17 protein-coding genes and 1 pseudogene are annotated in these 26,955 nt (G+C 68.0%); 3 read left to right on the top strand and 15 right to left on the bottom strand.

The window, feature by feature from the left end:
• Nucleotides 1–62 precede the first annotated feature (62 nt).
• A complete protein-coding gene (locus MZV50_RS12230; protein WP_436792219.1) occupies nucleotides 63–3,023 on the bottom strand; it encodes a glycosyl hydrolase family 28-related protein in 2,961 nt (986 codons plus the stop codon).
• Nucleotides 3,024–3,216: 193 nt separating this feature from the next.
• On the opposite strand from MZV50_RS12230, the gene MZV50_RS12225 reads away from it, so the two are divergent.
• Nucleotides 3,217–3,831 (top strand): gluconokinase, encoded by a 615-nt coding sequence (locus MZV50_RS12225; protein WP_289781919.1) that lies wholly within the window; start codon nucleotides 3,217–3,219, stop codon nucleotides 3,829–3,831.
• Here the strand turns inward: MZV50_RS12225 and MZV50_RS12220 are convergent.
• Nucleotides 3,802–4,479 (bottom strand): FadR/GntR family transcriptional regulator, encoded by a 678-nt coding sequence (locus tag MZV50_RS12220; RefSeq protein ID WP_252634917.1) that lies wholly within the window; start codon nucleotides 4,477–4,479, stop codon nucleotides 3,802–3,804. The two genes, MZV50_RS12225 and MZV50_RS12220, sit on opposite strands and share 30 nt — an antisense overlap.
• 326 nt (nucleotides 4,480–4,805) lie before the next feature.
• Here MZV50_RS12220 and MZV50_RS12215 point away from each other — a divergent pair, with 326 nt between their 5' ends.
• Entirely contained in the window at nucleotides 4,806–5,066 is a 261-nt protein-coding gene (locus MZV50_RS12215) for a helix-turn-helix domain-containing protein (protein WP_252634916.1), read from the top strand.
• A gap of 34 nt (nucleotides 5,067–5,100) precedes the next feature.
• Here the strand turns inward: MZV50_RS12215 and MZV50_RS12210 are convergent, their stop codons facing one another.
• From MZV50_RS12210 to MZV50_RS12155, 12 genes and pseudogenes are all read right to left on the bottom strand, one after another.
• Nucleotides 5,101–6,843: a PAS domain S-box protein gene (locus MZV50_RS12210; RefSeq protein WP_252634914.1), complete on the bottom strand. Its 1,743-nt coding sequence runs from the start codon at nucleotides 6,841–6,843 to the stop codon at nucleotides 5,101–5,103.
• Nucleotides 6,844–7,174: 331 nt separating this feature from the next.
• A complete protein-coding gene (locus MZV50_RS12205) occupies nucleotides 7,175–9,958 on the bottom strand; it encodes a TonB-dependent receptor domain-containing protein (RefSeq protein ID WP_252634912.1) in 2,784 nt (927 codons plus the stop codon).
• A gap of 260 nt (nucleotides 9,959–10,218) precedes the next feature.
• Nucleotides 10,219–12,207: a D-(-)-3-hydroxybutyrate oligomer hydrolase gene (locus MZV50_RS12200; protein WP_252634910.1), complete on the bottom strand. Its 1,989-nt coding sequence runs from the start codon at nucleotides 12,205–12,207 to the stop codon at nucleotides 10,219–10,221.
• Nucleotides 12,204–12,518: an AtuA-related protein gene (locus MZV50_RS12195; RefSeq protein WP_252634908.1), complete on the bottom strand. Its 315-nt coding sequence runs from the start codon at nucleotides 12,516–12,518 to the stop codon at nucleotides 12,204–12,206. The genes MZV50_RS12200 and MZV50_RS12195 overlap by 4 nt, the downstream gene beginning before the upstream one ends.
• Entirely contained in the window at nucleotides 12,515–13,873 is a 1,359-nt protein-coding gene (locus MZV50_RS12190) for an acyclic terpene utilization AtuA family protein (protein WP_252634907.1), read from the bottom strand. The genes MZV50_RS12195 and MZV50_RS12190 overlap by 4 nt, the downstream gene beginning before the upstream one ends.
• Nucleotides 13,870–15,171, bottom strand: coding sequence for a CitMHS family transporter (locus MZV50_RS12185; RefSeq protein WP_252634905.1), 1,302 nt, complete (start codon nucleotides 15,169–15,171; stop codon nucleotides 13,870–13,872). Before MZV50_RS12185 ends, MZV50_RS12190 begins: the two co-directional genes overlap by 4 nt.
• A gap of 99 nt (nucleotides 15,172–15,270) precedes the next feature.
• Nucleotides 15,271–16,182 (bottom strand): LysR family transcriptional regulator, encoded by a 912-nt coding sequence (locus MZV50_RS12180; protein WP_252634904.1) that lies wholly within the window; start codon nucleotides 16,180–16,182, stop codon nucleotides 15,271–15,273.
• Between the two features lie 73 nt (nucleotides 16,183–16,255).
• Nucleotides 16,256–17,824: a tannase/feruloyl esterase family alpha/beta hydrolase gene (locus tag MZV50_RS12175; RefSeq protein WP_252634903.1), complete on the bottom strand. Its 1,569-nt coding sequence runs from the start codon at nucleotides 17,822–17,824 to the stop codon at nucleotides 16,256–16,258.
• 22 nt (nucleotides 17,825–17,846) lie between these two features.
• Nucleotides 17,847–19,408, bottom strand: a pseudogene (locus MZV50_RS12170) (carboxylesterase/lipase family protein).
• 20 nt (nucleotides 19,409–19,428) lie between these two features.
• Nucleotides 19,429–20,628, bottom strand: coding sequence for an alpha/beta hydrolase (locus MZV50_RS12165; protein ID WP_252634902.1), 1,200 nt, complete (start codon nucleotides 20,626–20,628; stop codon nucleotides 19,429–19,431).
• 109 nt (nucleotides 20,629–20,737) lie between these two features.
• A complete protein-coding gene (locus MZV50_RS12160; protein ID WP_252634900.1) occupies nucleotides 20,738–22,990 on the bottom strand; it encodes a beta-glucosidase family protein in 2,253 nt (750 codons plus the stop codon).
• Nucleotides 22,991–23,020: 30 nt separating this feature from the next.
• On the bottom strand, nucleotides 23,021–24,628 hold the full coding sequence (locus MZV50_RS12155) for a carboxylesterase/lipase family protein (RefSeq protein ID WP_252634899.1): 1,608 nt from the start codon (nucleotides 24,626–24,628) through the stop codon (nucleotides 23,021–23,023).
• Between the two features lie 229 nt (nucleotides 24,629–24,857).
• On the opposite strand from MZV50_RS12155, the gene MZV50_RS12150 reads away from it, so the two are divergent.
• Nucleotides 24,858–25,871 (top strand): LacI family DNA-binding transcriptional regulator, encoded by a 1,014-nt coding sequence (locus MZV50_RS12150; protein ID WP_252634898.1) that lies wholly within the window; start codon nucleotides 24,858–24,860, stop codon nucleotides 25,869–25,871.
• Here the strand turns inward: MZV50_RS12150 and MZV50_RS12145 are convergent.
• Nucleotides 25,868–26,902: a LacI family DNA-binding transcriptional regulator gene (locus MZV50_RS12145; protein WP_252634897.1), complete on the bottom strand. Its 1,035-nt coding sequence runs from the start codon at nucleotides 26,900–26,902 to the stop codon at nucleotides 25,868–25,870. The genes MZV50_RS12150 and MZV50_RS12145 overlap by 4 nt on opposite strands.
• Nucleotides 26,903–26,955: the final 53 nt, after the last annotated feature.

The raw sequence follows: 26,955 nt of genomic DNA, 5'->3' as shown, positions 1-26,955 counted from the left end.
CCCACGGCGGGATCTCGGCCCCGCCGTGGACAAACGCAAGTCTTGGATTGGTCGCCTTCGCCCTAGGGCGTCACCGCGTAGAGCGAGCGATGGGTCAGGACGAACAGGGTCTTGCCGCCCTCGCCGCCGAAGATCAGCTGCAGCGGGCGCTCCGGCACGTCGATCCGGCCCGCCAGGCGGCCATCCGGCGCGTACTGGAAGATCTGACCGTTGGCGACGAACACATTCCCCTGCCCGTCGACCGCGACGCTCTCCCCGCCCCGATTGGCGAAGACCTTGAGATCGGTCAGCGTCCCGCCGGGGCCGACCTGACCGCTGTAGGTCCGGTTTTCGGATCCATTGGTGACAAACACCCGCTCGCCGACCGCGCCGCCGATCAGGCCGTTGGCCTGCAGGCTGTCGGCCCAACGCCAACCGACGTGGTCCGGCGGTCCCTGTTGCCACACCCGGAAAGCGGGCAGCGACACGCTGCCGTCGGGCGAGACATATTCCTGCGCCTTGGGCGCGCCGACGTCGCGGGCGAACATCTCGGCCAGGGTGGTGAACTGGCCCGTGGCCGGGTCGTACTGATCCTTGAACTCGCCGTTGTTCCACCAGTTGACCGGCAGCAGCGTCTTGGCCCCGGCGCGCGGCGCGACGGTCGTCGGCGCGATCACGGTGAGGGCGTCCTTCGGCCCATTTGGATCTATAGAATAGACCGCGCCCTGCGGTCCCAGCGACGACACCACCAGAAGATTGCCCGAGCGGTCGACCGCCAGGTTGGTGGGATCCAGAGAACTGTCGCGCACGATCTCCAGCCCCTTGGCCGCCGTCCAGCGATAGATCCGCTGGAATCGCTTCTCGACGAAATAGAGCGCGCCATCGGCGCCCGCCGTCGCGCCCGAGATCGACCAGAAGCCGGTTTCCAGCTTCCGGACCTTTGGATCTGCCGCCGCCGGCGGCGGCTGCTCACCCTTGACGTCCAACACCGCGAACTCTCGTTCGCGGACCTCCAGCTTGCTGGTCTTGTCCTGGATGGCGTTCTCGAACGGATATTTGCTCGCCCGCAGATAGGTGCCGCAGCCGATCTTGTCGCACAGGGCCACGCCGCTCTCGGCGTTGATGTGGACGTTGCGGAAGCGGATGTCCGACGAGTTGAACAGCTTCACCGCCGTCTCGGCCGGGTGATACGTGCGCGTGACCCGGTAGCCGTGATAGTTCGCGAACAGGATGTTCTTCGAGTTGCGGATCTCCAGCGACACCGCGTCGGGGCCATCGCCGACCTCCTGCTCGGTCTGAGGGGCCAGGAACTCCCAGTTCTCGACATTATCGAGCACGAACTCGTTGCGCACGTGGTGCTCGACCGAGACCTCGTAGATGTGGCCCGGCGTCTTGGTATCGCTGATGTAGAAGCCGGCAGAGGCGAAGGTGTTGGGACTCCAGACATTGGCGAACGTGCCGCCACCGCCATCGGTCACCCAGATGCTGGGATATTGCGCGTCCCAGCGGCCGTCGGCCACCGGATCGCCGCTGCGGGCCTGGGCGACGAAGAGCGGCTTGCCGTCCGAGGTCGGCGTGCCGCCGCCGCCCATGATCTTGACGTCGGTGACCAGGGAATTCTCGCCCGATCGCCACAGCAGCGCCGAGGCGCGCGGGTTCACGCGGCCGGTGAACAGGCCGATGCCCGACACGATGTTGTCGCCGCCGCGCGGGGTCTCCAGGATCGGTTTCACCGTCCCGACCCCGACGTAGCCCGGACTGCCATCAGGAATGACCAACTGGGCCCGCGCCGGATGCAGCCCGATCAGCACCGTGTCGGGCCGAAGCTTCAGGGTGTCGGAGACCATGTAGAAGCCGGTCGGCAGGTACAGCACCCGATGGGTGTCGATCGCTTTCTGCAGCGCAGCGGTGTCGTCGCTGGTCCCGTCGCCCTTCACCCCCAGGGTCTTGACGTTGGTCCACGCGCTCATCGGCGGTAAGGACCGCAGCGCCGGCGCCGTGGTCGCCGGCAAGGTCTTCAGCGGCGTGATGTCCGAGCGCGTCTCGTATTGGCCCATCTGGCCCAGGCCCGGCAGGGTCAGGCCGTAGGTGAACGAACCCACGCGATAGGCCTTGCCCTTTCCTGGCACCGTCTTGCCGCTGTCGCGGAAGCGGGCGAACACCGGAGTGTTGGACGCCACGGCGTTGTCGAAGCCGATCTGCGTGAAGACGCTGTCCTCGGCCGAGATGACGACGCCCGCCTTGGAGACGTTCTCGAAGCGGACGTTCTTGCCCCACAGGCTGTCGCTGTAGCCCCGATCGATCTCGATCCCGACCGGGGTGTTCTTGATGGCCACGTTGACCAGGGTCAGATCGACCTCGTGCTCGCGGATCGCCGCGTCGCGCTGGCCGTCGAAACTCGAGTCTATCAATGTGAACTGCCAGGCGGGCGAGGTCTTCTCGGTGACGATGCCGTAGCGGCCGCCATGGAAGTGGACATCCTCCATGACGTTGCCGGCCTGATAGACACCGGCGAACCCCGAGCCCAGGCGGAAGTCCATGTGACGGAGGAAGGCGTGCTGGGCCATCCGGAATCGGACGCCCGCCGCCGCCGGATTGCCGTCGCCGATCTCGATGTCGATATTGGCCATCGACGAATAGAAGGTGCCGGAATTGGCGTCGCGGACCTTGGCGGTCGCGGGGCGCACGGTCGGGACCGGCACGGGGATGTCGCCGACCTGATACTGGTCGCCGCCCGTGAACACGATCATCGTGCCCACGCCCTCCTGGAAGCCGGGGGTATTGGCGCCCAGCACGAAGACTGGCCGGGTCTTGCCCACGCCGAAGACCCGCACGCCCGGCGGCACCAGGATGCTGCGGCTGAGGCGGTAGCGACCTGACGGCAGGAAGACCAGGCCATGGCCCGCCTTGTCTCGCGCAGCGTCGATCGCCTGCTGGACCGCGTCGGTGTCGTCGGCGCGGCCGTCGCCCGCGGCCTTGACCGTGATCGCGCGAGGATCGTCCGGCGTCATCGGCAGAGCCGAACCGATGGGGACCGCCGCCATGGCGGGGCTCGAAGCCGCCCAAATCCCCGACAACACCGCCGACAACAGGATCGCTCGCATGCCACTCCCCAAATCTACTTTGGCGGCAGACTAGAAGGCGGGGCGGCGGCCACCATCCTCGACCATGGTCGTAGTTACGCCTCGCCGACGCCCCGCTAGAACCCGAGCCCAATCCTGCCGTGTCGATCCCTCGATGCGTCTGCCCGTCCGCCAGCCTCGGGGACATCGCTTGCCATCGTCAGCCAGACTCGCACGCCCAACCGGCCTCGCCGTGATCGCCATGGGCGTTAGCGGAAGCGGAAAGTCGACGCTGGGCGCGTTGCTGGCCCAAAGACTGGACTGCCCGTTCCTGGAAGGCGACGACTTTCATGACGCCCGCGCGGTCGCCAAGATGCGGGCCGGCAAGCCCCTGGACGATGACGACCGCTGGCCATGGCTGGATCGCCTGGGCGCCGCCATCGGCGAGACCCTCGCGTCAGGCGGCGCGGTCGTGGCGGCGTGCTCGGCGCTGCGCCTCCGCTACCGCCAGCGTCTGCGCGAGGCCATTCCGGTTCCCACGCGCTTCGTCTTGCTGGACGCGGGCTATGACGAACTCCTGAGGCGGCTCAGCCAGCGTTCGGGCCACTACATGCCAACCAGCCTGTTGGATAGCCAACTGGCCACCCTCGAGCGACCAGACGCCGATGAGATGGTCTTCACGCTCGACGCCGTCGAGCCACCGGAACGCCTGTGCGACATCGCCCATGCCTGGCTTCGGACGCCGACGCCTCTCGCGAACCTAGGGCATCAGCCGCTTTCGTCCGCATGACAGGTGCCAGCGCATGGCCAGCGCCGCGCCGTCGCCGTCCTGCGCCCGGATCGCCTCCACGATCATCTCGTGCTCGCGCATCATCGCCTCGATCGCTTCCGGCGGACGCGACCGCGAGATGTCGACCCCGGCGCGCATGATCTTGTCGACATCCGCCTCCAGCGCCTCGAACGCGACGAGGAAGGCGGGATTGGCGGTCGCCAGCACGATCTGGCGATGCAGCTCCATGTCCTCGGCGTGGGCCGGCGCGCTGGACAGCAGCGCCGAGCGCAACTTCGACAGCGCGTCCTCGATACTGGCCATCTCCTCGGCTGAGCGTCGCATCGCCGCCAGCCGCGCGGCCTCGGCCTCGAGCACGAACCGCACCTCATAGCTGCCCATGGTCGACGGCAGCTCGGACAACGGCATGTAAGCGCCCAGCTTGTCGGACGGACGGTTCTTCACGTACGAGCCGGCGCCGCGGCGAGCTTCGGTGATGCTATCGGCCGCCAGCCGGACGAGCGCCTCGCGCACGACCGTGCGTGACATGCCGAAGATCTCCGCCAGACGCGACTCGGACGGCAGGCGATCACCCACCTCCAGGCCGTCGCTGTTGATCATTTCGACGATGCCCGTATAGGCCCGGTCGGCCAGACGGCCCTCGCTCATCCATCGATCTCCCGTTCGACCGCCGCCAGCATCGGACCATTCGCGGCGGACTGGAAGCACTCGTGGCCCAGCTTGTGGCCAACCGGCCGCGATGGCCAGGCCCACGATGCGCCAATTCGCCAAACCTGTATGACAGATTTCGTTATTGCGATGTTATCGTCACAATGTTCGCGCTCACATCGCGAAAATATCTTGAACCTGTCCTACAGATAGCGCTACCATCCTGACACGTGACCCGCACCGACCGACTCAGATCGGCGGAGAGACAAACGGGCGCCGCGCCGGCTCGAAACGGATGCGCAGGGACGAGACAGAGGGGTTCAGGCATGACTACGACGCAAGTCCGCGTTACCGACCAGGATCTGCAGGCGGCGCTTGGTGGGCTCACGCCGACCCAGATGAAGGTCCTCGAGGGCGTCAATCTGGGCCTGCTCAACAAGCAGATCGCTTTCGACCTCGGCATCGCCGAGGCCACGGTCAAGGCCCACATGACCGCGCTGATGCGCAAGCTCAACGTGCACAACCGCACTCAGGCCGCGATCGCGGCGCAGTCCCTGGTCCAAGGGCTGCGCTCCGCCACCCGATAGGCTTTCACCGCGCCTGAACGCGCGCGGCAAGCCCTTACCCGTATTCGCTCCCCGCGCCCTCGACCCGTAGAGTCAGTCGCGCCTCCACGCCTTCGGGCGCGAAGATCAGTTCCGGTCTCCCGCCCAGGTCGGACGCCAGGCCGCCGCTCAGCAATCGCGCGCCAAACCCTCTGTGCGCGGGCGGCGCCACCCCCGGCCCGCCGGTCTCCCGCCATAGCAACTGAGCCTGTCCCGACGCCGTCCACGACCATTCGATCCTCACGACGCCCGCCGGGACCGATAGTGCGCCGTACTTGACCGCGTTCGTGCCCAGTTCGTGGAGCGCCAAGGCCAAGGCCAGAGCCGCGCTGGGCCCAACCCTCAGGGGTGGTCCGGCCAGCATGATCCGCGCGGTGTCGCCGTTGTCGATGAACGGCCGCACGGCCTGGCGCACGACTTCCTCGACACCAGCGCTCGACCAGTTCTCCCGGGTCAGGACATCGTGGGCGGCCGACATCGCCATCAAGCGCTCGAAGAGTTTCTCGCGGACCTGCGGCGGGGTTTCGCCCGGCTTCAGTGTCTGCCGGACGATCGACTGTATCGCCGCCAGGGTGTTCTTGACCCGATGATTGAGCTCGTTGATCAGCAGCCGCTGATGAATCTGAGCTTCCTTGATCGCCGTCAGATCCATGGCCATGCCCAGATAGCCGATGAACTGCCCGACCTCGTCGAAGCGTGGGCGCGCATTGGCCAGCATCCACCTGTAGCTTCCCGTATCGGCGGCGCGAAAACGGGCTTCGAAGCTGTAGGACGCAAGGGTCGCGCGCGCTTCAATTCGCCGAGCAAGAACCTCGCCGATGTCGTCGGGATGGATCAGATTGATCCAGACATTGCCAAGCAGACCGTCGCGGTCGAGGCCCGCGAATTCCGCGAACGCTTGGTTGACGAACTCGACGCCACCCTCGGCGGTGGTCATCCAAACCGGGGACGGCGCCGCGTCGGCCATGGCCCGGAAGCGCGCTTCGCTGACCCGCAGTCGCGCTTCGGTAGTCTTCTGCTCGGTGACGTCGGTATGAACCCCGACCCATTCGCGGACCGTATCGTCGGCTTCCAGGACGGGGACCGCGCGGATCTGGAATGTCCGCCAGGCGCCGTCATGACGCCGTACGCGGTGCTCGAAGATAAACGGCCGCCGTTCGGCGACCGCGGCCAGCCACGCCTCGATGGTCGGCTGCGCATCATCGGGGTGAACCGTCTGGGCCCAACCGAAACCCTGATATTCGGCCTGAGATTGCCCTGTCAGCTTCTCCCAGCCCGGCTGCGCGCCGATCATCTCCCCGGCGGCGTTGTTGGTCCACAGCACGCCCTCCACCGCATCCACCGCCGCGCGAAATCGCGCCTCGCTGGCGGCGAGCTTGACGACCGCGTCGCGGCGTTCGGAAATGTCGCGGAGGAAACCCAAAAAGAGCGGATCTTCGTCCGATCCCCAGGTGGTGATCGACAGTTCGACAGGAAACGCCTCGCCATCCCGACGAAGCGCGCTCAGTTCCAGAAGCTGGCCCTGCACGCTGCTGATCTTCGTCGCGACGAAACGGTCAAGCCCCCGCTGATGGGCCTGGCGAAGAGGCGGCGGTATGATGACGTCGCCCAACGGTCGTCCCAGAACCTCGGATCTCGCCCAACCGAACATCGCCTGGGCGCGGCGGCTCCAGTCCACGATCAATCCACGCGCATCCATGACGACGACGGCGTCGATCGCGGTATTGAGAATGGGCTGCAACTTGTCGAGGTCGGACAACTGTTGCTCCACTAACGAATGTCCCTACCAGCGAGTAAGTTTGCCCGGGCGGGCGCACGCCGCCCTTGATCAGTCAAACGTTCGCGAAATCATAGGTCGCTCCACTCGTTCGCGGTCAAGAGCTGGCTTATGGGAACCCGGACGGAATACGGCCCGTCAAGCGACGGCGTCAGCGAAGATCTTCGGCGTCAAGTCTACTTGGGATCAGGAACGGACCTTGACCCGCTTCGGTTCGCCGACGTGCGGCGCCGACGCGATTGCCAGGCTTGTCGAAAAAAAGCCCTCCGATCATGTCGATCGGAGGGCGCGCAGGAGCCGAGGTGGTCCGGGGTTAGAAGCGTGCGTCGAGACGGACGTAGGACTGGCGGCCGAACGGATCCGCCACCGAACTCAGATAGCCCGTGTACTTGGCCGACGGCGCCGCGCGGTCGAAGACGTTGATCGCGCCGACCGTCACGCGATAGCGCTCGTCCTGGCCGAACGCGTAGGCGTACTGCAGATCCAGCACGGTCCACGACTTCACCCGCGCCGTGGTCGAGGCGGTGATGGCGATCGCGTAGTCGTCGACCACGCCCGAGACGTAGCGAACGGTGGCGCTGGCGAAGTGCGGCCCCATCGACCAGTCGACCGAGGTCAGGTTCCGGTACTTGGGCGCGGCCGCCGCGGTCGAGGGCGAGGTGGTCGTGTTGTTGCGGCGACCGATCCCGTCATAGACCAGCGAACCGGTGTCGATGTCGTACTTCAGCAGATAGCTGAGGTTGTCACGCAGAGTGAAGGTGCTGTCGCCCACGTCGAACGACCAACTGCCCGCGATGTCCAGACCGGAGGTCTGGGTGCCGCTCTTGGCGTTGTAGCTGGTGACGTAGATCGTCTGGGCCACGCCGCTCTGGTCGCGCACCACCTGCGGCCCATTGGGCGCGGCGTTGATCACGGCCTGGCCGTTCTGCACGGCGATCTGGTTGTCGTACTTGAAAGTCCACCAATCCAGTGACAGCGAGGCGCGACGCACCGGCAGCCAGGTGACGCCCAGGTTATGCACCTTGGAGGTCTGCGGCTTGAGGTCGGCGTTGCCGATCGTGGTCACTGTCCGGAAATTGGTGGTGCCCAGCACCGGGTCGGTGATGTTGACGACGTTGTTGCTGATCGGACCGTTGGTCGCGTTCTCCAGGCCCGGGGCCTGGAAGGCCGTGCTGGCCGAGGCGCGCAACGACAGGCTCTCGTTCGGCCGCCAGATCAGCGAGGCCTTGGGATTGGTCGTCTTGAAGCCACCGTAGTCCTCGTGGCGCACGGCCAGATCGAGATTCATGCCGTCGATGATCGGCAGGTTCCACTCGGTGAAGATGCTCTTGATCGTGCGGTCGGCGTCGCGGTCCACCGACGGGCCGCCGAACGCGGCGTAGCCGCTGCGCAGCAGATCGGAATAGTGGATCGACTCCCCTTCCCGCCGCCATTGCAGGCCGACGGCGCCGGAGATGTCGCCGGCCGGCAGGCGCAGCTTGCCCAGCGTGCCGTCGATCACCAGGTCGGCGATCTCCATGTCACGAACCGTGCGGGTGAACACCTCGGACTGGATGTTGAACAGGACCGCCGGATTGTTGGTCGTGTTGTCCTTGGCGAAGGGGCTCAGATAGTAGCAGTTGCCCTGCCCCGCGACCGCGCCGACGCCCGCGCCGTTCCAGCGGTAGTTGCAGTTCTGGCCGCCGTAGCCGTTCAGCGCGGCCTGGAACAGGTTCATGTCGGTGTCGTGGTCGCGGAACACGTTGCTGGACCACGACGAGGTCAGGGTGGCGGCGTAGTTCCAGTCGCCGAACAGCGGGCCCTTGGCGCCGACCACGTTGTGGAACTGGTTCGCCTCGTTGCGTTGGACGTTGTAGTTCAGCCCCGCCAGCCCCTGCGAGCCGATGGGCCGTCCCACATAATACACGGCCACGCCAAACGGGTTGTAGGGGTTCGAGGCCGGCACGATCGGCGGCGTCGCGCCGTTGTGGTTCTGGGCGTAGGACGGCACGCCGTAGCGCTGCGAGTCCTGGTGGTAGATCGCCGATTCCAGGAACAGGGTGTGCTGGTCGGTCAGGTCGTACTCGCCCTCGACGTGGATCAGGCCGCTCTGGCTGGCGCCGCGGATCGGGTTCTGGGCCTGGAAGCTGAAGGCGCACGACCCGATCGCGTAGCCGGGACCGCTGGCCGAGGGCGTGAAGACGCTCTTGGTCACCGTCGAGCCGCAGTTGGGATCGACCACCGCCAACGTGCCGGCCGTGTTCTTGTAGCTGTCGTACAGGGTGGAATAGTTCACCCCGTTGATGACCACGTCGCCGCCGCCGGCGGTGCGCGGACGGGCCGTCAGGGTGAAGGATCCGGGGTTGGCCCCGGCGCCCGACGAGGGGTTGTAGATGTTGGTCACCGCTCGGTCGGCGTTCTGCAGCCGCTCGATGTCGGTGTACGAGGCAGAGACCACCAGCCGCGAACGGTCGCCCTTGGCGCCCCACATCGCCTGGACCTGCCAGGCCGGCGAGTCCTCGATATAGGTGTACTGGGCGCTAGTCTTGAAGCCCTCGAAGCGACCGTCGGTGATGATGTTGAACACGCCGGCCACGGCGTCCGCGCCGTAGGTGGCCGAGGCGCCATCCAGCACCGTCTCGACGCGCGCGACGGCGATCGGCGGGGTCAGGCTGTTGAGGTTGACGTAGCCATCCGACTTCACGACCCGGCGGCCGTTCATCAGCACCAGGGTCGCGCCCGAGCCCAGGCCGCGCAGGTTGGCCGAGCGGGTGTCCTTGCTGTCCTGGCCGCCCTTGGCGAGGTCCTGGACGCCGCCCATGCTGCCGATGTTCTGCGGGACGTAGCGCAGCAGGTCGCCGATCGAGACGACGCCGGTCTTGGTCAGGGCCTTCTGGTCGACCGTCACGACGGGCGAGGCCACATCCTCCTGCTTGATGTTGCGCAGGAAGCTGCCCGTGACGACCACGGCGTCGACCTGAGTGGCCTCCCCTGACGAATTCTGGCTCGACGGATTCTGGCCCGCCTGATCCTGGGCGCAGGCCCCGCCCGCCAGCAGGGCCGCGGCCGATACGCCGCCGAGGCCGGCCAGAAGACGACGCCGAATGGAATTACGCATGATGTTTCCCTCCCCTTTTTTGTTTTTTGACGCAGGGCGCCGATCGGTCGCGCGTGGGGACACGACCGGTTGATGTGGAAGCGGTTTTCGGGCTTGAGCGGCGAATGGGCCGCTAGGTCAGAATGTGATCCACTCTGATGTCTCCTCCTGTCGCCGGTCGCACGCCAGCGTGTGAAACCGTTGTTACGCGATAAGCCGGACGCTTGGGAAATGGCATTTCCTGATCGATTAATCAGGCGTCGTTATCAATATTCCCAAGCTCAATCCGGCAGCGCGACCACGCCCAACTGGACCCGGATCCGGTCGGCCGCGCGTGGGACGATCGCGATCGGCGGGATGTTGTCCGGGGTCAGGGCGGGCGCCTTGCCGGGCGTTCCACCGCGCGGCCGAGTGCGGATGATCTGATTGCCTGGCAGCGGCGCGCCGGTGGTCAGGGTCTCCCAGACCAGGTCCAGAGCGCGCAGATTGTAGTAGGCCAGCGGCACGAAGCGCGTGTCGAAGCCAGGCATGGCGAAACCGAAGTGCTCGGCGTTCTCCACCTCCATGTAGCGCAGCCGACTGGCCGCGCCCTCCTTCAGGCTGTTGGCCGCGAGATAGGGCCGTGAACTGAAGGCCGGCGGCACGCGATTGTCGGCCCGACCGTGCACGATGATCGCCGGCTTGCCGTGCAGGTTCCCGTCGGCCAGGAATTCGGCGATCCCGGCCTGGACCCGGCGAGCGTCGGACGAGTGGCCAATCGCCAGCTCGCGCAGGCAGCGAGCCCCATCCAGATTGTAGTCGGTCCGCCCCGTGCTGGGCGAGATTGACAGGTCGTTGCGACGCGGGCCACGCGGGTCGTTGTCGTTGATCAGGTCGATGCTGCCCGTGGGAGCGCCGCCCGAGGCCTTGGCGAAGATTTCGGCGAACTCGGCGGGCGGAACCACGCGCGGCCTGCCCTCGGCGTCGACCGAGGCGTAGCTGTAGCCGCAGATCCGTCGCTCGACGCCGAAGCGGCCGTGGTCGCTGGCGTACTTGGCGGCGGTGGCGTCGGGGCCGATCAGGTAGCCGGCGGCGTTGAGCACTTCGGTCTCGGGATCGAAGCCATAGGCCAGCAGCTTGTCCTGGGACTCACGCGCCTGACCGGTCAGGTCGCCAGCATCCAGCAGGCCGGTCTGCTTCAGCGAGGCGCAGCGGTCGGCGGCGTGGGTCACACGGTCGGCCCATGGCGCGTCCGTCATGGCTAGCACCGCGCAGGGCTCGTAAAGGTTGGCGAAGGTGAAGTAGTCCAGCAGCGTGCGCGCGCCATTGGCCCGCGCCTTGTCGCCGCGCAGCACCCGGATCTCGGGATCGCCGCGCACCTGGACCTGAGGCTCGCCCGCCACCAGTCCGTCGATCAGACCTTCGTGGTCCTTTTCGCCCGCGTAAAGTGTCGCGCCGCCGCCGTTGGAGTTACCGGCGACGATGACGATCGTGTTGTCCGAGGTCCAGCCGCCGCCGTCGCGATCGTTCAGCTGCCAGAAGGCGTAGCGGATGGCGCGCAGCACGTCCTCGCCCCACTGGCTCTCGGGATTGAGCCGCGAATGGGCGGCCTTGAAGGCGATGCGGTGCGGCCAACGGGCTAGAAAGGCGGCGCGGGCCTTGGCCGACAGTGGCGCGGTGAAATGCGACAGCGCTCCGGCCTCGGAGGCCTTGGCGGTGGTCCCATCGATCAGGGTGACGGTGTCGCTCGAAAGGTCGTGCGCGCCCGTGCCGTGGCCTTTGTCGCTGTAGACCACCGCGCAGCCGCGCTGCAGGCCCCAGAAGCCGGTCGTGGAGATGTCATGATAGATCCCGAACGAGCCCGCCTGCGGCACGGCCAGGATGCAGCGCTGCACGCGCGACAGCTTGGCGGGGACTTGCAGCAGGACAGCGCTCTTCCCGCCGCCGGGACCGTGCGTATAGGCCAGGTACTCTTCGCCGGCCACGCGGCCGCCGTCCGGATAGGGCTGGCCCGTCGCCGCGTCGATCGTCGGCCCGAACAGACGTCCCCAGCCCGAGGCAGGGTCCGGCCGGACCGCCATGGTCGCCCGACGCAGTTCGGCGGCGTTCGGATGCAGCGGATCGGCGTAGGCAGCGGGCTTGGCGGCCAGACCGACCAGGTCGTCGGTGACGCCATCGAAGCTCAGATGGCGCAGCACCGTGACGCCCTTGGGCGCCTGCGCCGCGACCGCCGGAGCAGCCAGTGTCGAGGCCAGGGCCGCGCCCAGGCAAAGCGCCTTGCGCAGGGTCATACCGACGTCTCCTCGATATCCAGCTCCAGCAGCAGCCCGCTCAGGCACTTGCCATGAGCGTCCAGCGCCAGCGACCGCGTCACGCCGCCGCCCAGAGCCCCGTTCAACACGAAGTTCAGAGCCATCAGGTCCGGCAGGTCGTAACGGCGAACCTCGCCGCGCACGATGTCGCGCAGGTGCGTCTTGACCCGTTCGGGCGTCAGGGCCCGCCGCACGCGGTCATAGGCGTCTGGACCGTAGGCGATGACTGAGATGTTGGAGACATCACCCTTGTCGCCGCTGCGGGCATGCGCCAGGTCGCGCAGCTTCATAACGCTGCCTCGAAGATCACGTGGGGCTGGACCAGCTCGCGCTCGATCAGGGTCGAGACCACGCCGATGACCGGGGTCACCAGTCGCGTGGCCCCGCCGCCGCCGGCCGGTCCGTTGGTATAGAGGGCTTCGACCTCGCGGCCGATGCGTTCGGCTTCGCCCAGCGTGCGCGTGCGGGCCACGACCCGGGCCCGGACCTCCATCGGCGCGAAGGCCGACACCAGGCTCTCGGGCGCCACGGCGTCGACGCCGATCAACTCGAACCGCGTTTCCTCGGGCGCCAGGCCGGTCAGGCGGAAGCGCTCGGCTATGATGTCCAGGGCCAGGCGTCCGCGCGCGACGGCGCTGGAGCCGGCGTACGAAATCGCCCCCTCGCCGATGAAGCCTTCCTTGCGACCCAGCGAGACCTTCAGCTGGGCGGGACGCGGCCGGCCGCCCCCGCCGCGCACGGCGACGCGGTCCGGACCGACAGCCTCGAACCGCACGGTCGAGAAGTCGGCGGTGACGTCGGGCGTCAAGTACTGCGTGGGGTCGTGCAGCTCGTACAGCAGTTGCTCGGTGCAGGTGGCCACGTCGACGCGACCGCCCGAGCCCTCGACCTTGGTGATCACCGCCGAGCCGTCGGCGGACACCTCGGCCAGCGGGAAACCCAGTCGCGCCAGGTCAGGCACCATCTTGACGTCGGGGTCGGCGAAATAGCCGCCGGTGACCTGGCCGGCGCATTCCAGCAGATGGCCCACGACGGTGCCTCGTCCCAGGCGCTCCCAGTCGTCCGGCGCCCAGCCGAACTCATGGACCAGGGGCGCCAGAAAAAGGGACGGATCGGCGACGCGACCGGTGACCACGACCTGAGCGCCGCCGGCCAAGGCCTGGACGATCGGCTCACAGCCCAGATAGGCGTTGGCCGAGATCAGGCTGTCGCCCAGGCTGGCGACGTCACCGCCAACCTCCAGCAGGGGCCGGGTCGATCCCGCCACTACATCCAGCACGTCGTCGCCAACGACGGCGGCGATCTTCAAGCCTGGAAGCCGCAGGTCAGCGGCCAACTCGGCGATGCGGGCGGCGGCGGCGGCCGGATTGGCCGCGCCCATGTTCGAAACGATGCGCACGCCTTTCTCGACGCACAGCGGCAGCACCGCGCGCATCCGCGACTCCAGCAGCGGGTCGTAGCCGCCGCTCGGATCCCCCAGGCGCGCGCGCTGGGCCAAGGCGATGGTGCGCTCGGCCAGGCACTCGAACACCAGGTAGTCGAGCCGCCCTTCGCGGACCAGTTCGATGGCCGGCTCGATGCGGTCGCCGGCGAAACCGGCGCCGGCGCCGATGCGAACGACACGAGGTTCAGGAGAGGACGTCAAAGCGGAAACAACCCCAGCAGCAGGCAAGCGACCGCCATGACCAGCGACGCGCCGTAGAGGAACGGGAAGGCGAACTTCTGGTGGGCCGACAGCTCGACCCCGGCCAGGCCCGCCACCAGGAAAGTCGCCGGCGTCAGCGGGCTGACGGGGAAGCCCGCCGTCATCTGGCCGACGAGAGCGGCCTGGGCCACCTGGACCGGCGCGCCGCCCAGGCGGGCGTGGGTCTCGGCGATCACCGGCAGGACGCCGAAATAGAAGGAGTCCGGATCGAAGACCATGCTCAGCGGCATGGCCAGCAGCGACAGGACGAACGGAATGTGCCGGCCGCTGTCGGGATGGACATTGGCGACCGCCGCGTCGGCCATGGCCTTCAGGAAACCCGCCCCGCCCATCACACCGGTAAAGGCGCCGGCCGCGATCAGCACCGAGGCCATCAGCAGCGCCGAACGGGCGTGGGCGTCGATCCGGGCCCGCTGGTCCGCCACCTTGGGATAGTTGATCAGCAGGGCCGCGGCGAAGGCGACCATGAACACCACGGCCGGCGGGGCCACACCCGCGACCAGCATACCCATGGCTACCAGGGTCAAGGCCAGGTTCAGCCAGAACAGACCGGGCCGCGCCAAGCCCGGCTCGGCGCCGTGCTCGGGAATGTCCAGCGTCGGCGCGCCATCGGCGGCGGCCTCCACCAGGCCGAGACGCTTCTCCTCGCGCTTGCCTAGCCACCAGCTGACGACGAAGACGAAAGCCAGGCCCGCCAGTTGCACCCCGATCATCGGCTTGAAGATGTCCAGCACCGGGATGTGCAGCGCCGAGGCCGCGCGCACCGTCGGGCCCGTCCACGGCAGGAAGTTCACCCCGGCCGCCAGCGACGCCACGCAGGCCAGGATCCGGCGGTCCATGCCCAGGGTGTCGTACAGCGGCCGCATGGCCGGGATCGCCACCAGGAAACAAACCGCGCCCGAACCGTCGAGGTGGATGATCAGGGCCAGCAGCGCCGTGCCCACTGTGATCCGGCTGGGACGGCGGCCCACGGCCTTGAGGATGCGGCGAACGATCGGATCCAAGAGGCCCGCGTCGGTCATCACGCCGAAGAACAGGATGGCGAAGACGAACATCGCCGCCACCGGCGCGATCTTGCCGATGCCCGCCACCATCATGGCCGGGGCCTGGGCGCCCTGGCCGATCGCGATCGCGGCCGCCAAAGGTATGAGGATCAACGCCGCGACGGGCGAGGCGCGATTGGACAGGATCGCCGCGGTCAGTGCGAGGATCGCCAAGACGCCTATGAGAGCGAGCATGAGGGGCGTTTCTTCCTGGACGCTGTGTCAGCTTGTCAGGCGTATATGCCGATCCCCGAAGCCCGCGCACAAAACGGAAGTTTGGATCGATTAATAGCCTTACTCGATAAATCCGCATGAAACGGATCCAGCAGCCACGCAGATACTATCGATAAACGTTTGCACGACCGGTCGGACGGGCGAATGCCGGCGCCGCATCAGCACAATCGTGCGGGTAAAGGCCGGGTCCTGAATCCGCCGGGCCCGAACATTGGCCTGGCTGCGGAACTCGACGGCGGTCGACGGCAGGATCGCCAAACCCAGCCCGGCCCGGACCAGGGCCACAGCCGTCGACATGTAGCGAACCTGGCAGGCCGGCGTCGCCGTGCGGCCGGCCGCGATGAAGGCTCCGTCGACGAGGTCGCGCACGCTGCTGCCTCGGTTCATCAGGATCAGCGGATAGGTCGCCAGAGTTTCGACCGAAATCGTCGGCGCGTCGGCGACCGGGTGTCCCTCGGGATGAACCAGCATCATGGCGTCGTCGAACAGCTTGATCTGCTCGAGGTCGTCGTCGTTGGCGTCGGCCATGCCGATGCCGAAGTCGACGCGGTCCTCGCGCACCAGAGTGGCGATGGCGCTGTTCAACGCGTCCTCGACCTCAAACGTGACGTTGGGGTGGTCGAGCTGGAAGCGGGCGATCAGCTCGGGGAGCATGGTCGCCGCGCACGACGGCAGGCAGGCCAGGCGGACCAACCCCTTGGTCTTGGAGACGAAATCGCGGGCGTTGACCACCGCCCCCTCGAACTCGGTGATCGTGCGCAGGAAAATCGGCAGCAGCTCCCGGCCAACATGGGTCAGCTCGACCGAGCGGGTGTTACGGTCGAACAGGCGCAGGCCCAGCGCCTCCTCGAACTGACGAACGCGGTTGGTCAGGGCCGGCTGCGACAGCGCCAGGACCTCGGCCGCGCGCGTGAAGCTGTTCGTCGAGGCAACCGTGACGAAGGCGCGGATCTGACCCAGCGTGATGTGCATGACGTGACGCGACCTCCCCAGGCGCTCCGGACCTTAAAGCCGGCTGGCCGGCGCCCCGCAAGCCGGTCCGGGCTCAGTTCACGCAGGCGAAGCTGTCGGCGCGGTTCGGATCGCCCTTGCCGTCGTAGCGTGGCCAGCGCGGAAACTCGCACAATGGCCGCGCGCGTCCGCCGCCATCCGGCGAGGTGTCGGCGATCGTCTGCGGACCCGGCGCCTGTCCGGCCTCGACCCAATGGTCGAGCGCCTCCAGCGAATTCCACGACACCGGGAACGGTCCGTCGCCATGGCCGAAGCCAGGCGCGATATAGAATCGAAGGAAGCCCGGCAGGGCCGTTCCGTACCGCGCGCTCAGGCGCTGGTAGTAGGCGATCGAGTTGCTGGGTGGGATGGCCATGTCGACCGTGCCGTGCATCAGCAGCAGCTTGCCGCCCCGCGCCCGGAAGGGATCCAGGTCGGTGCTGCTGGCGTCGACCAGCTCGGCCGAGCGCGCCACCGCCGCGCGGTGCTGGGTGGGCTCGAAGGCCAGCGAGTCGTAGGCCGGATCGCGGACCATCATGTAGCGCACGCCCTGGTCGGCCATCAGGAAACCGAACGCGTCCTGACCGGTCGGCGGCTTGCCCGGGACGGACCGGAAGCCCAGGCCGAAGAAGCTGCCCTTGCCGAACGCGCCTTCCAGGATCGGCCAGCCGCCGAACGTGTCGCCACCGCTGATCACCATGCCGAACCGTGTGGGTTGCGAGATGGCGATGGCCGCCTTCACCTGGGCGCTCGTCAGGCATCCGTCGCTCTCGGAGTCGCCAGGGCACCGCAGGGTCCGCACGTCGAAGGCGGCGCGGCAGGCGGCGACGTTCGAGACCACGCCGTCCATCAATCCGTCGAGGCCATCGCACTTGGCCACGACCGCGTCGCCGATCAGCCGCGTCTTGGCCGGGCTGATCCAGGCGCCCGGCGCGTAGAGATGTTTCGCCAGGTTCAGGCCCGACAGCTGCAGGGCCGTGAAATTGTAGGCCGGGTGGATGGCCACCACGCCATCGTAGTCGGCCGGGAAACGCTGGGCGGCGATCAGACCTTCATGGCCGCCCTGCGAGTTGCCGTAGAAATAGAGCCGACGCGGTCCCGTCCCGTAGAAACGGCCCATGACCGCCACGGCGACGTCGCGCGTCTTCTTGATCTGGGCGTGGCCGAAGTTGATCCAGGCTTCCTCGTTCATCGCGAAGGACGCGTCGCCCACCGCTAGCCGCGGGTCCCCACCGCCGCCCTGGTGACCGGAATCCGAGCCGAAGGTCGCATAGCCCGTCGCGACCCGCTCCTTGTCCTTGGGCAGGAAACTTGGGCTGCGGCCGGAGACCAGGAAGCCGTCATAGCCGCCGCCGCCGATCTGCACCGCCTTGCCATTCCAGGCGGCCGGCAGGTTGATCTGGAAGTTTATCGGCGGCGCCGCGGGGTCGACGGGGGCGATCGCGCCTTTGACCACGCAGACTCCAGCCGGATCGGCCGAGGCGCTGGTGACCTTCGCGCCGGTGGTCGGCAAGCCGATCCGCGCCGCTTCGACCGTGAAGCCGGCCAGGTCGCCGCACGCGGTCTTGGGCGACTGCCCCGCGGGCGTGGCCGCCATCGCCAGGGCCACCATTGCCTCGATCAAGTCCCGCTCCCCTGTCTCTGGCCTAGAAGATGCTCATCCGGCCGCCCTGCGCCGCCAGGTCGCGATAGAGCGACAGGGTGGCCGGCGGCAAAGCCTCGCGCGCACCGGTGTGCTCGCCGATTTCCAGGATCCGCCCTTCGGTGGCGTCGAAGCGCGGCCAGGCCGGCAGGCCCGAGCCGTTGGGATCGCCAGCCTTCACGAAGTTGACCCAATAGGTCGCCATCTGTTCTGACAGCGCTCGGTCGGCGGCGGTGAATGGTCGATCCGGCGACTTGTCCAGCGTCTGGAAGACGTAGGGGATCTCGGACGAATGGAACGCGCCGTAGCGCGGCGCGTCGGGGCCGGGCTCGACGTGGGTGAACTGGTAGACGAAGGTCGGCTGACCGCCGGCCTTCTGCCGCTGCGCCGCCCACAGCACGGTCGAGGCCAGGCCGCGCTCGCGCGCCCAGCGGCAGTTGACCAAGCCCGCCTCTGCGTCGTCGGCGGCCGGATAGAGCGCCGTCGCGCGGTCGCTCAAGGCGCCGAACGCGCGAGACAGCTGCCCCTTCAGCTCGGCGGCGCTGGCGCGGCCGTAGTTGGGGACCATGCCGCTAGCCTCGTCGGCGGTAAGGCCGGTCAGCATCGGTACGTTGGACGCGACCTTGGCAGGATCGTTCGGGTCGCCGGGGATGAACACGCCATCAATGATCGGGGCGAAGCGCAGGCCACCGCCCTCGCCGCGCACCGCCAACAGTGTCTCGGCCGGCATGGCCCGCAGGTCCGAGAGGGAGGCGGCGCCGGCCTGGCTCGCGAAGCGGACGCCGTCGACCTCGGCCGCCGCACGCGGCGTGGTCCCAAGCCCCATGCCCGAACCACTCTGGGCGATGGCGCGAGCGAACAGGCCCTTGGCCGAGGGTGCGGCGATCAGTTCGTGCACCGAGGCCGCGCCCGCCGACTGGCCGGCGATGGTGACCTTGGCCGGGTCGCCACCGAATGCGGCGATGTTCGCCTTGATCCACTTCAGGGCCTCGACCTGATCCATCAGGCCGTAATTGCCCGAGGTCCCCGCCTCGGCCGTGAAAGCCGGATGCGCCAGGAAGCCGAACACGCCGACGCGATAGTTGAGGGTCACCATCACGACACCGCGCGCGGCGAAGGCCGCGCCGTCGTAGATCGGCACCGAGCCCGAGCCGCTGCTGAAGCCGCCGCCGTGGATCCACACCAGCACCGGCAGCTTGTCGCCCACCGTCCTGGCCGGGGTCCAGACGTTCAGATAGAGGCAGTCCTCGGCGACCGGGTCCTGGATGATATACTCGGTGGTCCAGGGCCCGAAGCCCTTGCCGCCTCCGCCCGTTTGCATGCAGTTGGCGCCGAAGTGGCCGGCCTTTCGCACGCCGCTCCAGGCGGCGGGCGCCTTGGGGCGCGCCAGCGCAGGTCGCCTTCGGGCGGCGCGGCGAACGGCACGCCTTTGAAGACGGCCACGCCCTTTTCGGGCGGCCCGGCTTCCAACACGCCCTGCGTCACCCTGGCGGTGTTCAGGAGCTGGGCGCTAGCGGGCTGGCTCAGGGACAGCAGACCTAGCGCGAGGGCGAAGGCCGGAAGCATTCGAGCCATGGCTGGCGCTCCTACTTGAACAGGCGCGGCGCGAAATCGGCCAGGTAGCGGCGCCAGTTGATCCAGGTGTGGCCTCCGCCGCTCTCGTTATAGACGTGGGCGATCCCGTACTTGTCCAGCGTCGCGCGGGTCGAGGCGACGGTCCCGTGCAGGAAGTCGTCCTTGCCCATGGCGTAGTAGACCAGCTTGAACGCCTTGGCGCCCTGCGTCAGCGCCGCGTCATTGCGGGTCGCGTACTCGGTCGCCTGCTCGGACGATTGCAAGCCCATGCTGAAGATCCCGATGTAGTGGAAGAGCTCCGGATGGGTCAGGCCGTTCTGAATGGTGTGCGCGCCGCCCATCGACAGGCCGGCCATCGCCCGTGCGTCGGCCTTGGCGCTCGTGCGGTAACGGGCGTCGACGTACGGGATCAGGTCCTTGAGGAAATCGTCGCCGAAGTCGGTGTTGACCAGCATGTTCGCGCCAGGCCGATCAGGCGTATGGCCGGCGGGCATGACGATGATCATCGGCTTGGCCTTCCCGGCCGCGATCAGGTTGTCGAGGATGTATTGGGCGTGGCCGACCGAGGTCCAGCTGTCGTCGCTGTCGCCGGCGCCGTGGACCAGATAGAGCACCGGATAGACGCCCTTGCCCTTCTCGTAGCCGGGCGGCGTGTAGACGTGGGCGCGGCGGCGCACGTTCAGCGATCCAGACCAGTACTCCACCGTCGAGACCACGCCATGCGGCACGGCCTTGTCGAAGGTCTGGAAGGCGCCGGCCGGGCCCATGACCTCGAAGGTGCTGTTGACCCCGACGCGCTCTTCAGAGAACCGCGTCCCCTGCGGATCAGGCACGCGCGCGCCATCGACGTTGAAGTTGAAGCGGTAGGTGTCGGCCGCGACCGGCTTGTCGGTCGTGACGCTCCACAGGCCCGAGGCGTCCTTGGTCATGGCCAGGCCGCGCGGCCCGCCGCCGAAGCCCATCGGGATGACATCGGCGTTGTCGGTGCTGGTCACCATGGCGGCCTGGGCCTCCGGCGCGCACAGGCGGAAGGTGACGCGGCCGTCGGGCAGCTGCTCCACCGACTTGTAGGCCGCCGGGCCGGCGAAGAAGCCGCGCGGCAGGCAGCTGGCCGCCTGTCCCTGAGCCGGCGGCGTTTGGGCTTGGGCCGCGAACGGCGCCAGCAGCAAGGCGGCCGCGGCCGCTCCGATCAGGTCACGCTTGAGGGTCATGTCGGCCTCCCGTCCGATTCTTTTATAGTCTGGGGGATGGCCTTCGACCGCGCGCGCCCCACGCGGACGCGGTCGAAGGCCCAAGCCCTCCCCCAAGGACTTGTCTCTTCTACGGTTTAAGCGCGCCGGCCTTGACCTTGGCCGAGGCCTTGGCGTCCAGCGCCGTCGCCGAGGCGCCGACAGCGACGTCGTAGGTCCCGGCGTCGATCCGCCACTTGCGGGCCTTGACGTCGAAATCAGCCAACAGGCGGCGGTCGGCGGTGACGGTCACGCGCTTGGTCTCGCCCGGCGCCAGCTCGACCCGGTTCCAGCCCAGCAGGCGCAGTTCCGGCGCGCCCGAGCGGGCGGTCAAATAGACCTGCGGCACATCCGCCCCGGCCTTGGCGCCTGTGTTGGTCACGTCGAAGCTGGCCGTGATCGTGTCGCCGCCAGAGACCTTCAAGCCTCCGTACTTGAAGCTGGTGTAGGACAGGCCGTAACCGAACGGGAACAGCGGCCTGAAGCCCTTGCGCGCATACCAGCGGTAGCCGATGTCCGAGCCCTCCGGATGGCTGGCCTCGAAGCCCTTGCCCTTCTCGGCCAGCACCTCGGGTGAGTCACCGAAGCCCGGACCGACATAGCCAAAGCCCGCGATCTGGCGGTCGTGAAGCTGGTCCTCGGAGGCTGGGAAGGTGATGGGCAGGCGGCCCGACGGGTTGACGTCGCCGAACAGCACGTCGGCGATCGCCTCACCGCCCTTGGCCCCGGAATACCAGGCCTCGACCACGGCCGGCACGGAGGTCAGCCACGGCATCAGCACGGGGTTGCCAGTCTCCAGGACCACGATCGTATTCGGGTTGGCGGCGGCGACGGCGGCGATCAACTGATCCTGGCCTTGCGGCAGGGACATGTCGCCCGCGTCGATGCTCTCCATGTTCCATTGCGTGGCGAACACCACCGCCACCTCGGCGTCCTTGGCCAGGGCCGCGGCCTCCGACGGATAGCGACCGTCGGAGAACCGCACGTTCGCGCCCGGAGCCTTGTCCTTGATCGCCTTGAGCGGCGAGGACGGGTGATAGACTTGGCTGGCCCAGGCCACCATCGGGCCGTCGCCGCCCACGGGAATGGATGCGGCATGGCCGGTTCCCGTGGTCACCTGCGACGAGCCGCCGCCCGACAGGACGCCCTTGTCGGCATAACCACCGACCACCACGATCGACTTGGCGGTCTTCAGCAGCGGCAGGAGGTTCTTGTCGTTCTTCAGCAGGACGATGCCTTGCTGGGCCACCGTCTTGGAGGCGGCCGCGCCGGCGTCGTAGTCGATCGCCTGGCCCTTGCGCAAGGGCGTGTCGAACACGCCGACCGCGAACATCGAGCGCAGGATGCGGCGCGACATGTCGTTGACCCGGGCCTGCTGGACCTCGCCCTTGGCCACGGCTTCCTTCAGCGGCTTGTCGAACCAGACCTGGCGGTCCAGCTGCGCGCCCGACTGCTGATCAAGGCCGTTGACTGCGGCGCTGACGCCAGGGACCGCGCCCCAGTCGGACATCACCCAGCCCGGCCAGGCCCAGTCGCCCTTCAACACCTTGTTCAGTAGGAAGTCGTTGTCGCAGGCGTAGTGACCGTTGATCTTGTTGTAGGCGCACATCACCGAGCCGGGCTTGCCCTTCTCGATCGCGAACTGGAAGGCCAGCAGTTCACCCTGGCGGAAGCCCTGCTCACCGATCGTGGCGTCGACGACGTTGCGACCGGTCTCCTGGTCGTTGAGGGCGAAGTGCTTGACCGTCGAGATGACCTTCTGGTCCTGCGTGCCGCGCACGGCCTCGCCGGCGAGGACGCCGGCCAGCAGCGGATCCTCGGCCAGATACTCGAAGTTGCGGCCGTTGCGCGGCTCGGCGGTCAGGTTCATGCCGCCGCCCAGCAGGACGTTGAAGCCCTTCTTGGCCGCCTCCTCGCCGACGACCGCCCCACCCATGTAGGCCAGGGCCGGGTTCCAGGTCGCGCCCAGCGCCAGGCCCGATGGAAGGGCCGTGGCGATGTCGCCCTTGCGGACGTTCATCGGGTTGGTCACCCCCAGGCTGGCGTCGGTCTCGTACAGCGCCGGCACGCCGAGGCGCGGAATGCCGGCGACGTAACCCGCCCCGGGAATGGCCTCCTCGGGGATCTTGGCGTTGGGGAAGAACGGGATCGGCATGATCCCGTGCAGCAGGCCGTAACGCTCGTCGTCGGTCAGGGCCTGGTCCAGCAGCTTGGCACGCTCGTCGGCCGAAAGCTTGGTGTTCATCCACGGCCGATCGGCTGGCGCGGTCTGGGCCTGGACGGCGCCGGCCAAGGCGACGACCGCGAACGCGATCGCGCCGTTCATCAGGGTCCTACGAAACATGACGCCCCCTCCTGTTCCTGTCGTTGATGCCTACTGAGCCCCACCGCCGGACGGCTTGGCCGAGGCGGCCGTGACCTCCATGCGGGCCTTCCAGGGTTCGGGCTTGGCCAGCGCCGCGCCGTCGGCGCCAAAGTCCATCAGCACGTCGGCCTTGGCGTCGTAGGCCGGCCATTGCGGCAGGCCCGGACCATTCGGGTTTCCGGTCTTGGCGAAGTTGGCGAAATAGGCGTTGGCCGCCTTGGCGATCGCGGCGTCCTTGGCCGTCAGGGCGTCGCCATACTTGGCCTTCACGGTGTCGAAGACGTAGGGGATGTCTGTCGCGTGCGGCGCGCCCATCTTCCATTCGCCCTGCATGGAGTCCGCGACGTAGGAAAAACGGTACTCGTAGGCCGGAACGCCCTGGGCCGAGATCACCTGCGCCACGAAGCGGGCGGGTTCGACCATCATCTTGTCCATGGCCACGGTGTAGGCGACCAAGCGGACATCGGCGTCCCCCTTGGGATCATAGGCGGCCTGGGCCTGGGCCTTCAGCGGGCCAAACGGGTCGAACACCTGATCCTTGTTCTGCGCGAAGCCGAAACCGATGTCGGCGCTGGTGGCGCCGACCATGACCGGCCCCTTCACCTGGGTCCCGGCGCGATAGGCGACCTCGGGATCGGCGACCACGATCTTGCCGTCCAGCATCGGACCGCCGTAGGTCTGCGGGCCCGAGGGATTGAACATCGCCGCCATGTTAAGACCGGCGGTGACCTGCTCGGCGCTCAGGGCGCGCAGAGCCTTCAGGGCTTCGGGACCCGTCCCTTCGATGCCGACCGACTTGGCGAAGTTGACACCGATGGACTCGGCCGACGGCGCGCCCGGCTGGTCCTGGCTGAGGCGACGCGGCCCCATCAGGCTGCCGCGGCCGCCGCCGGACATGATGGCGGCCTTCTGGAACAGGCCCTTGGACTCGGGCGAGGTCAGCAGCATGTGCACCGAGCCACCGCCGGCCGACTCGCCGAAGACGGTGATGTTGTCCGGGTCGCCACCGAACGCCGCGGCGTTCTCCTTCACCCACTTCAGGGCGGCGATCTGGTCCATGTAGCCGTAGTTGCCCAGGCGTCCGCCATCGGCGTTGGCGGCGGTCAGAGCCGGATGGCCAAAGAAGCCGAAACGGCCGACCCGATAGTTGAAGCTGACGAAGACGATGCCCTGCTTGGCGAACTGGTCGCCGGCGTAAACAGCGGGCGACGAGCCGCCGTTGACGAAGCCGCCGCCGTAGATCCAGACCATCACCGGCAGTTTCTTGGCTGAGGCCTCGGCCGGCCGCCAGACATTGGCGACCAGACAGTCCTCGGCGGGCTCCGTGCCCAGGGGCGCGGCGTCACTGGGGAACGGCTTCTGCATGCAGTCGTGGCCGTACGCCTTGGCCGGGCGCACGCCCGTCCACGGCTTGGCCGGCTGGGGCGCGCGCCAGCGCAGCTCGCCTACCGGCGGCCGGGCGAACGGCACACCCTTGAACGACAGGACGCCATCGGTGACGGTGCCCTGGATCTTGCCAGAGGCCAGGGTGGCGGTGTCGGCGGCCGGCGCGGCGACGGCGCTACCGGCGCCCAGCAGCAAGGCGCACGCCGTGGCGAGCCATAGCGATCTCTTCATCGTTTCCTCCCCCGCCGTATCCCGGCGATCTTCTGGATTATTCGACGCGCCGATCATGCCGGTCGCGAGCAAGTGCATACCAGTCCGATGTGATAACGTTGTCAATTCCAATCACCACCCGCTTCCTTAATTGTTTTTAATGCATACAGTTTGTATCGGACCTTCTTGACCGACACGCGTCCGGCAAACAGCGATTGACGTCTTCGCCGCGCCCCTTCACTTCGTTCTGATGCGCGCGAAGGCAGCCGACAGGGCCACGATCAAGGACGTCGCCACGCGAGCGGGCGTGTCGCTGATGACCGTCTCGCGCGTCCTCAATCGCACGGGTTACGCCAGCGACGAGGCGCGGGAACGCGTCGAGGCCGCCGCGACCGCCCTCGGCTATCGACCCAACGTCTTCGCCCGCGCCCTCCCCGGCGCCCGGTCATTCCTGGTCGCGACCCTGATCGACGACACGGCGTCGGCCGCCACGGCCGAGCTCCAGCGTTGCATGATCGAGCATTGCCGCGAGGCCGGCTATCACCTGGTGGTCGACAGCACGCCGGCGGACGGCGACGATGACGCCCTGCGGGCCATCGCCGCGCGCCTGGCCGCCCTGCGGCCAGACGGCGTCATCGTCTGTCCGCCCCTCTGCGACTCGCCCGAGATCCTGGCGCTGCTGGAACAGCTTGGCGCGCCGTTCGTGCGGTTCTCGCCGTCACGGATGGGCGAAGGCCCGCGCGTCGGAGCCGATGAGATCGGCGCGGCCCGCGCGATCACCGACCATATCCTGGCGGCCGGCCACCGCCGGGTCGCCTTCGTGGGCGCTACCGACGGCCTATCGGCGCTTCGGCTGGAAGGTTTCCACTCCGCCTTGGACGCCAGGGGTCTGGCGCCGGCCGCCATCACCTCGACGGCGAAAGGCTTTGCGGCGGCGCGCCAGTGCGTCTGGACATTGATGGAGACGCCGAACCGCCCCACCGCCCTGGTGGCGGCCACGGACGAGATCGCCCTGGCGGCCCTGGACGCCGCGCGCGGCCTGGGCCTGAAGGTCCCCACCGACCTGTCGATGGCCGGGTTCGGCGACAGCGACGCCGCGTCGATGTCGTTCCCACCGCTGACCAGCATCCGCTATTCGATGACCGCGATGGCCGCCGCGACGATCGGCTTCCTGATCAATCCGCCCAAGACCGCCTACGCGCCCCTGGGCCGGACCTTCGGCTTCGAGCTGGTCTCGCGCAGCACCGTCGCGCCGCCGATCTAGACCGGCGCGCGACGCGGCGGCGCGGTCGAGCCCCGCGCCATCAACTCGAACCCGATCCAGCGCTCGGTTTCGCCCTTCCCGCCGGCGATCACCAGCTCGACCGCGGCCTCGGCGAACCCCTCCAGCGGCTGGCGAATACTGGTCAGGTCCGGCCAGACCATGCGCGCGGCGTTGGTGTCGTCGAAGCCCGCGACCGAGACATCCTCCGGCGGCTTGAGCCCCAACTCCGCCGCCGCGCCGATCACGCCCAGCGCGGTCAGATCGTTGGCGGCGAAGATCGCCGTCGGGCGCTGCTCGGCCCGCGCCAGCAGACGCAATCCCGCCGCGCGCCCCGACGCGAAGGTGAAGTTGCCGGATTCGACGCGAAGAGCCTTTCCCCCCAGCCCCGCCTCGGCCATCGCCTGACGGAAGCCCTCCAGGCGCAACACGCTGGCGCCGTGTCCGGGGTGACCTTCGATGAAGGCGATGTCGGTGTGGCCCAGGTCGAGAAGATGACGGGTCATGGCGACCGCCGCGGCCTTGTCGTCCATGCGCACGGACCAGCCAAGATCGGTCTGGATCGTGGGCGCGATCCGCACAGCGGCCACCTCGCCCCGGACGATGGCGTCCAGCAGCGCGGGGTTGTCGCAGATCGGCGGGATGACCAGCACCCCTTCAGGGGCCAGGGCTCGGGCCGCGTCGATCGCCTTGGCCAGCCCCGCGCCGTCGGGCGCGACCTCGATGGCGACGTGATACCCGTGCAGGCGGCACGCGCGCACGACCGCCGCCTGAACCGTGGCCATGTAGTCGTAGTTCTGGCGAAACGGCTCCGGGGGGGCGTTGCTGATCAGCACGATCATCCGCGAGCCGGCCCCGCTGAGCCCTCGCGCCGAGATATTCGGTGTGTAGCCGAGTTTCTCGACGGCCGCCTGCACCCGAACCTTGAGGGCCTCGCGGACACCCGGTTCATTGTTGAGCACGCGCGCCACGGTCTTGAACGAGACCTCGGCGGCGAGCGCCACATCCTTGATGGTCGGCGGACGAACGGACATGCCCCTCTGTTACGGCGGCGTGAACGATCCGTCCACGTCGCCGCGTCGAGGGC

Source organism: Caulobacter segnis (assembly GCF_023935105.1).
GTDB classification, from domain to species: Bacteria; Pseudomonadota; Alphaproteobacteria; order Caulobacterales; family Caulobacteraceae; genus Caulobacter; species Caulobacter segnis_B.
This window is presented reverse-complemented; position numbering and strand designations above follow the sequence as displayed.

Coding starts and splice junctions, on each gene's coding strand:
- MZV50_RS12230 (WP_436792219.1), bottom strand. CDS start 3,023: ATGGCGGCGGTCCCCATCGGTTCGGCTCTGCCGATGACGCCGGACGAT.
- MZV50_RS12215 (WP_252634916.1), top strand. CDS start 4,806: ATGACTACGACGCAAGTCCGCGTTACCGACCAGGATCTGCAGGCGGCG.
- MZV50_RS12145 (WP_252634897.1), bottom strand. CDS start 26,902: ATGTCCGTTCGTCCGCCGACCATCAAGGATGTGGCGCTCGCCGCCGAG.
- MZV50_RS12225 (WP_289781919.1), top strand. CDS start 3,217: ATGCGTCTGCCCGTCCGCCAGCCTCGGGGACATCGCTTGCCATCGTCA.
- MZV50_RS12205 (WP_252634912.1), bottom strand. CDS start 9,958: ATGCGTAATTCCATTCGGCGTCGTCTTCTGGCCGGCCTCGGCGGCGTA.
- MZV50_RS12160 (WP_252634900.1), bottom strand. CDS start 22,990: ATGTTTCGTAGGACCCTGATGAACGGCGCGATCGCGTTCGCGGTCGTC.
- MZV50_RS12155 (WP_252634899.1), bottom strand. CDS start 24,628: ATGAAGAGATCGCTATGGCTCGCCACGGCGTGCGCCTTGCTGCTGGGC.
- MZV50_RS12165 (WP_252634902.1), bottom strand. CDS start 20,628: ATGACCCTCAAGCGTGACCTGATCGGAGCGGCCGCGGCCGCCTTGCTG.
- MZV50_RS12180 (WP_252634904.1), bottom strand. CDS start 16,182: ATGCACATCACGCTGGGTCAGATCCGCGCCTTCGTCACGGTTGCCTCG.
- MZV50_RS12220 (WP_252634917.1), bottom strand. CDS start 4,479: ATGAGCGAGGGCCGTCTGGCCGACCGGGCCTATACGGGCATCGTCGAA.
- MZV50_RS12195 (WP_252634908.1), bottom strand. CDS start 12,518: ATGAAGCTGCGCGACCTGGCGCATGCCCGCAGCGGCGACAAGGGTGAT.
- MZV50_RS12150 (WP_252634898.1), top strand. CDS start 24,858: ATGCGCGCGAAGGCAGCCGACAGGGCCACGATCAAGGACGTCGCCACG.
- MZV50_RS12185 (WP_252634905.1), bottom strand. CDS start 15,171: ATGCTCGCTCTCATAGGCGTCTTGGCGATCCTCGCACTGACCGCGGCG.
- MZV50_RS12200 (WP_252634910.1), bottom strand. CDS start 12,207: ATGACCCTGCGCAAGGCGCTTTGCCTGGGCGCGGCCCTGGCCTCGACA.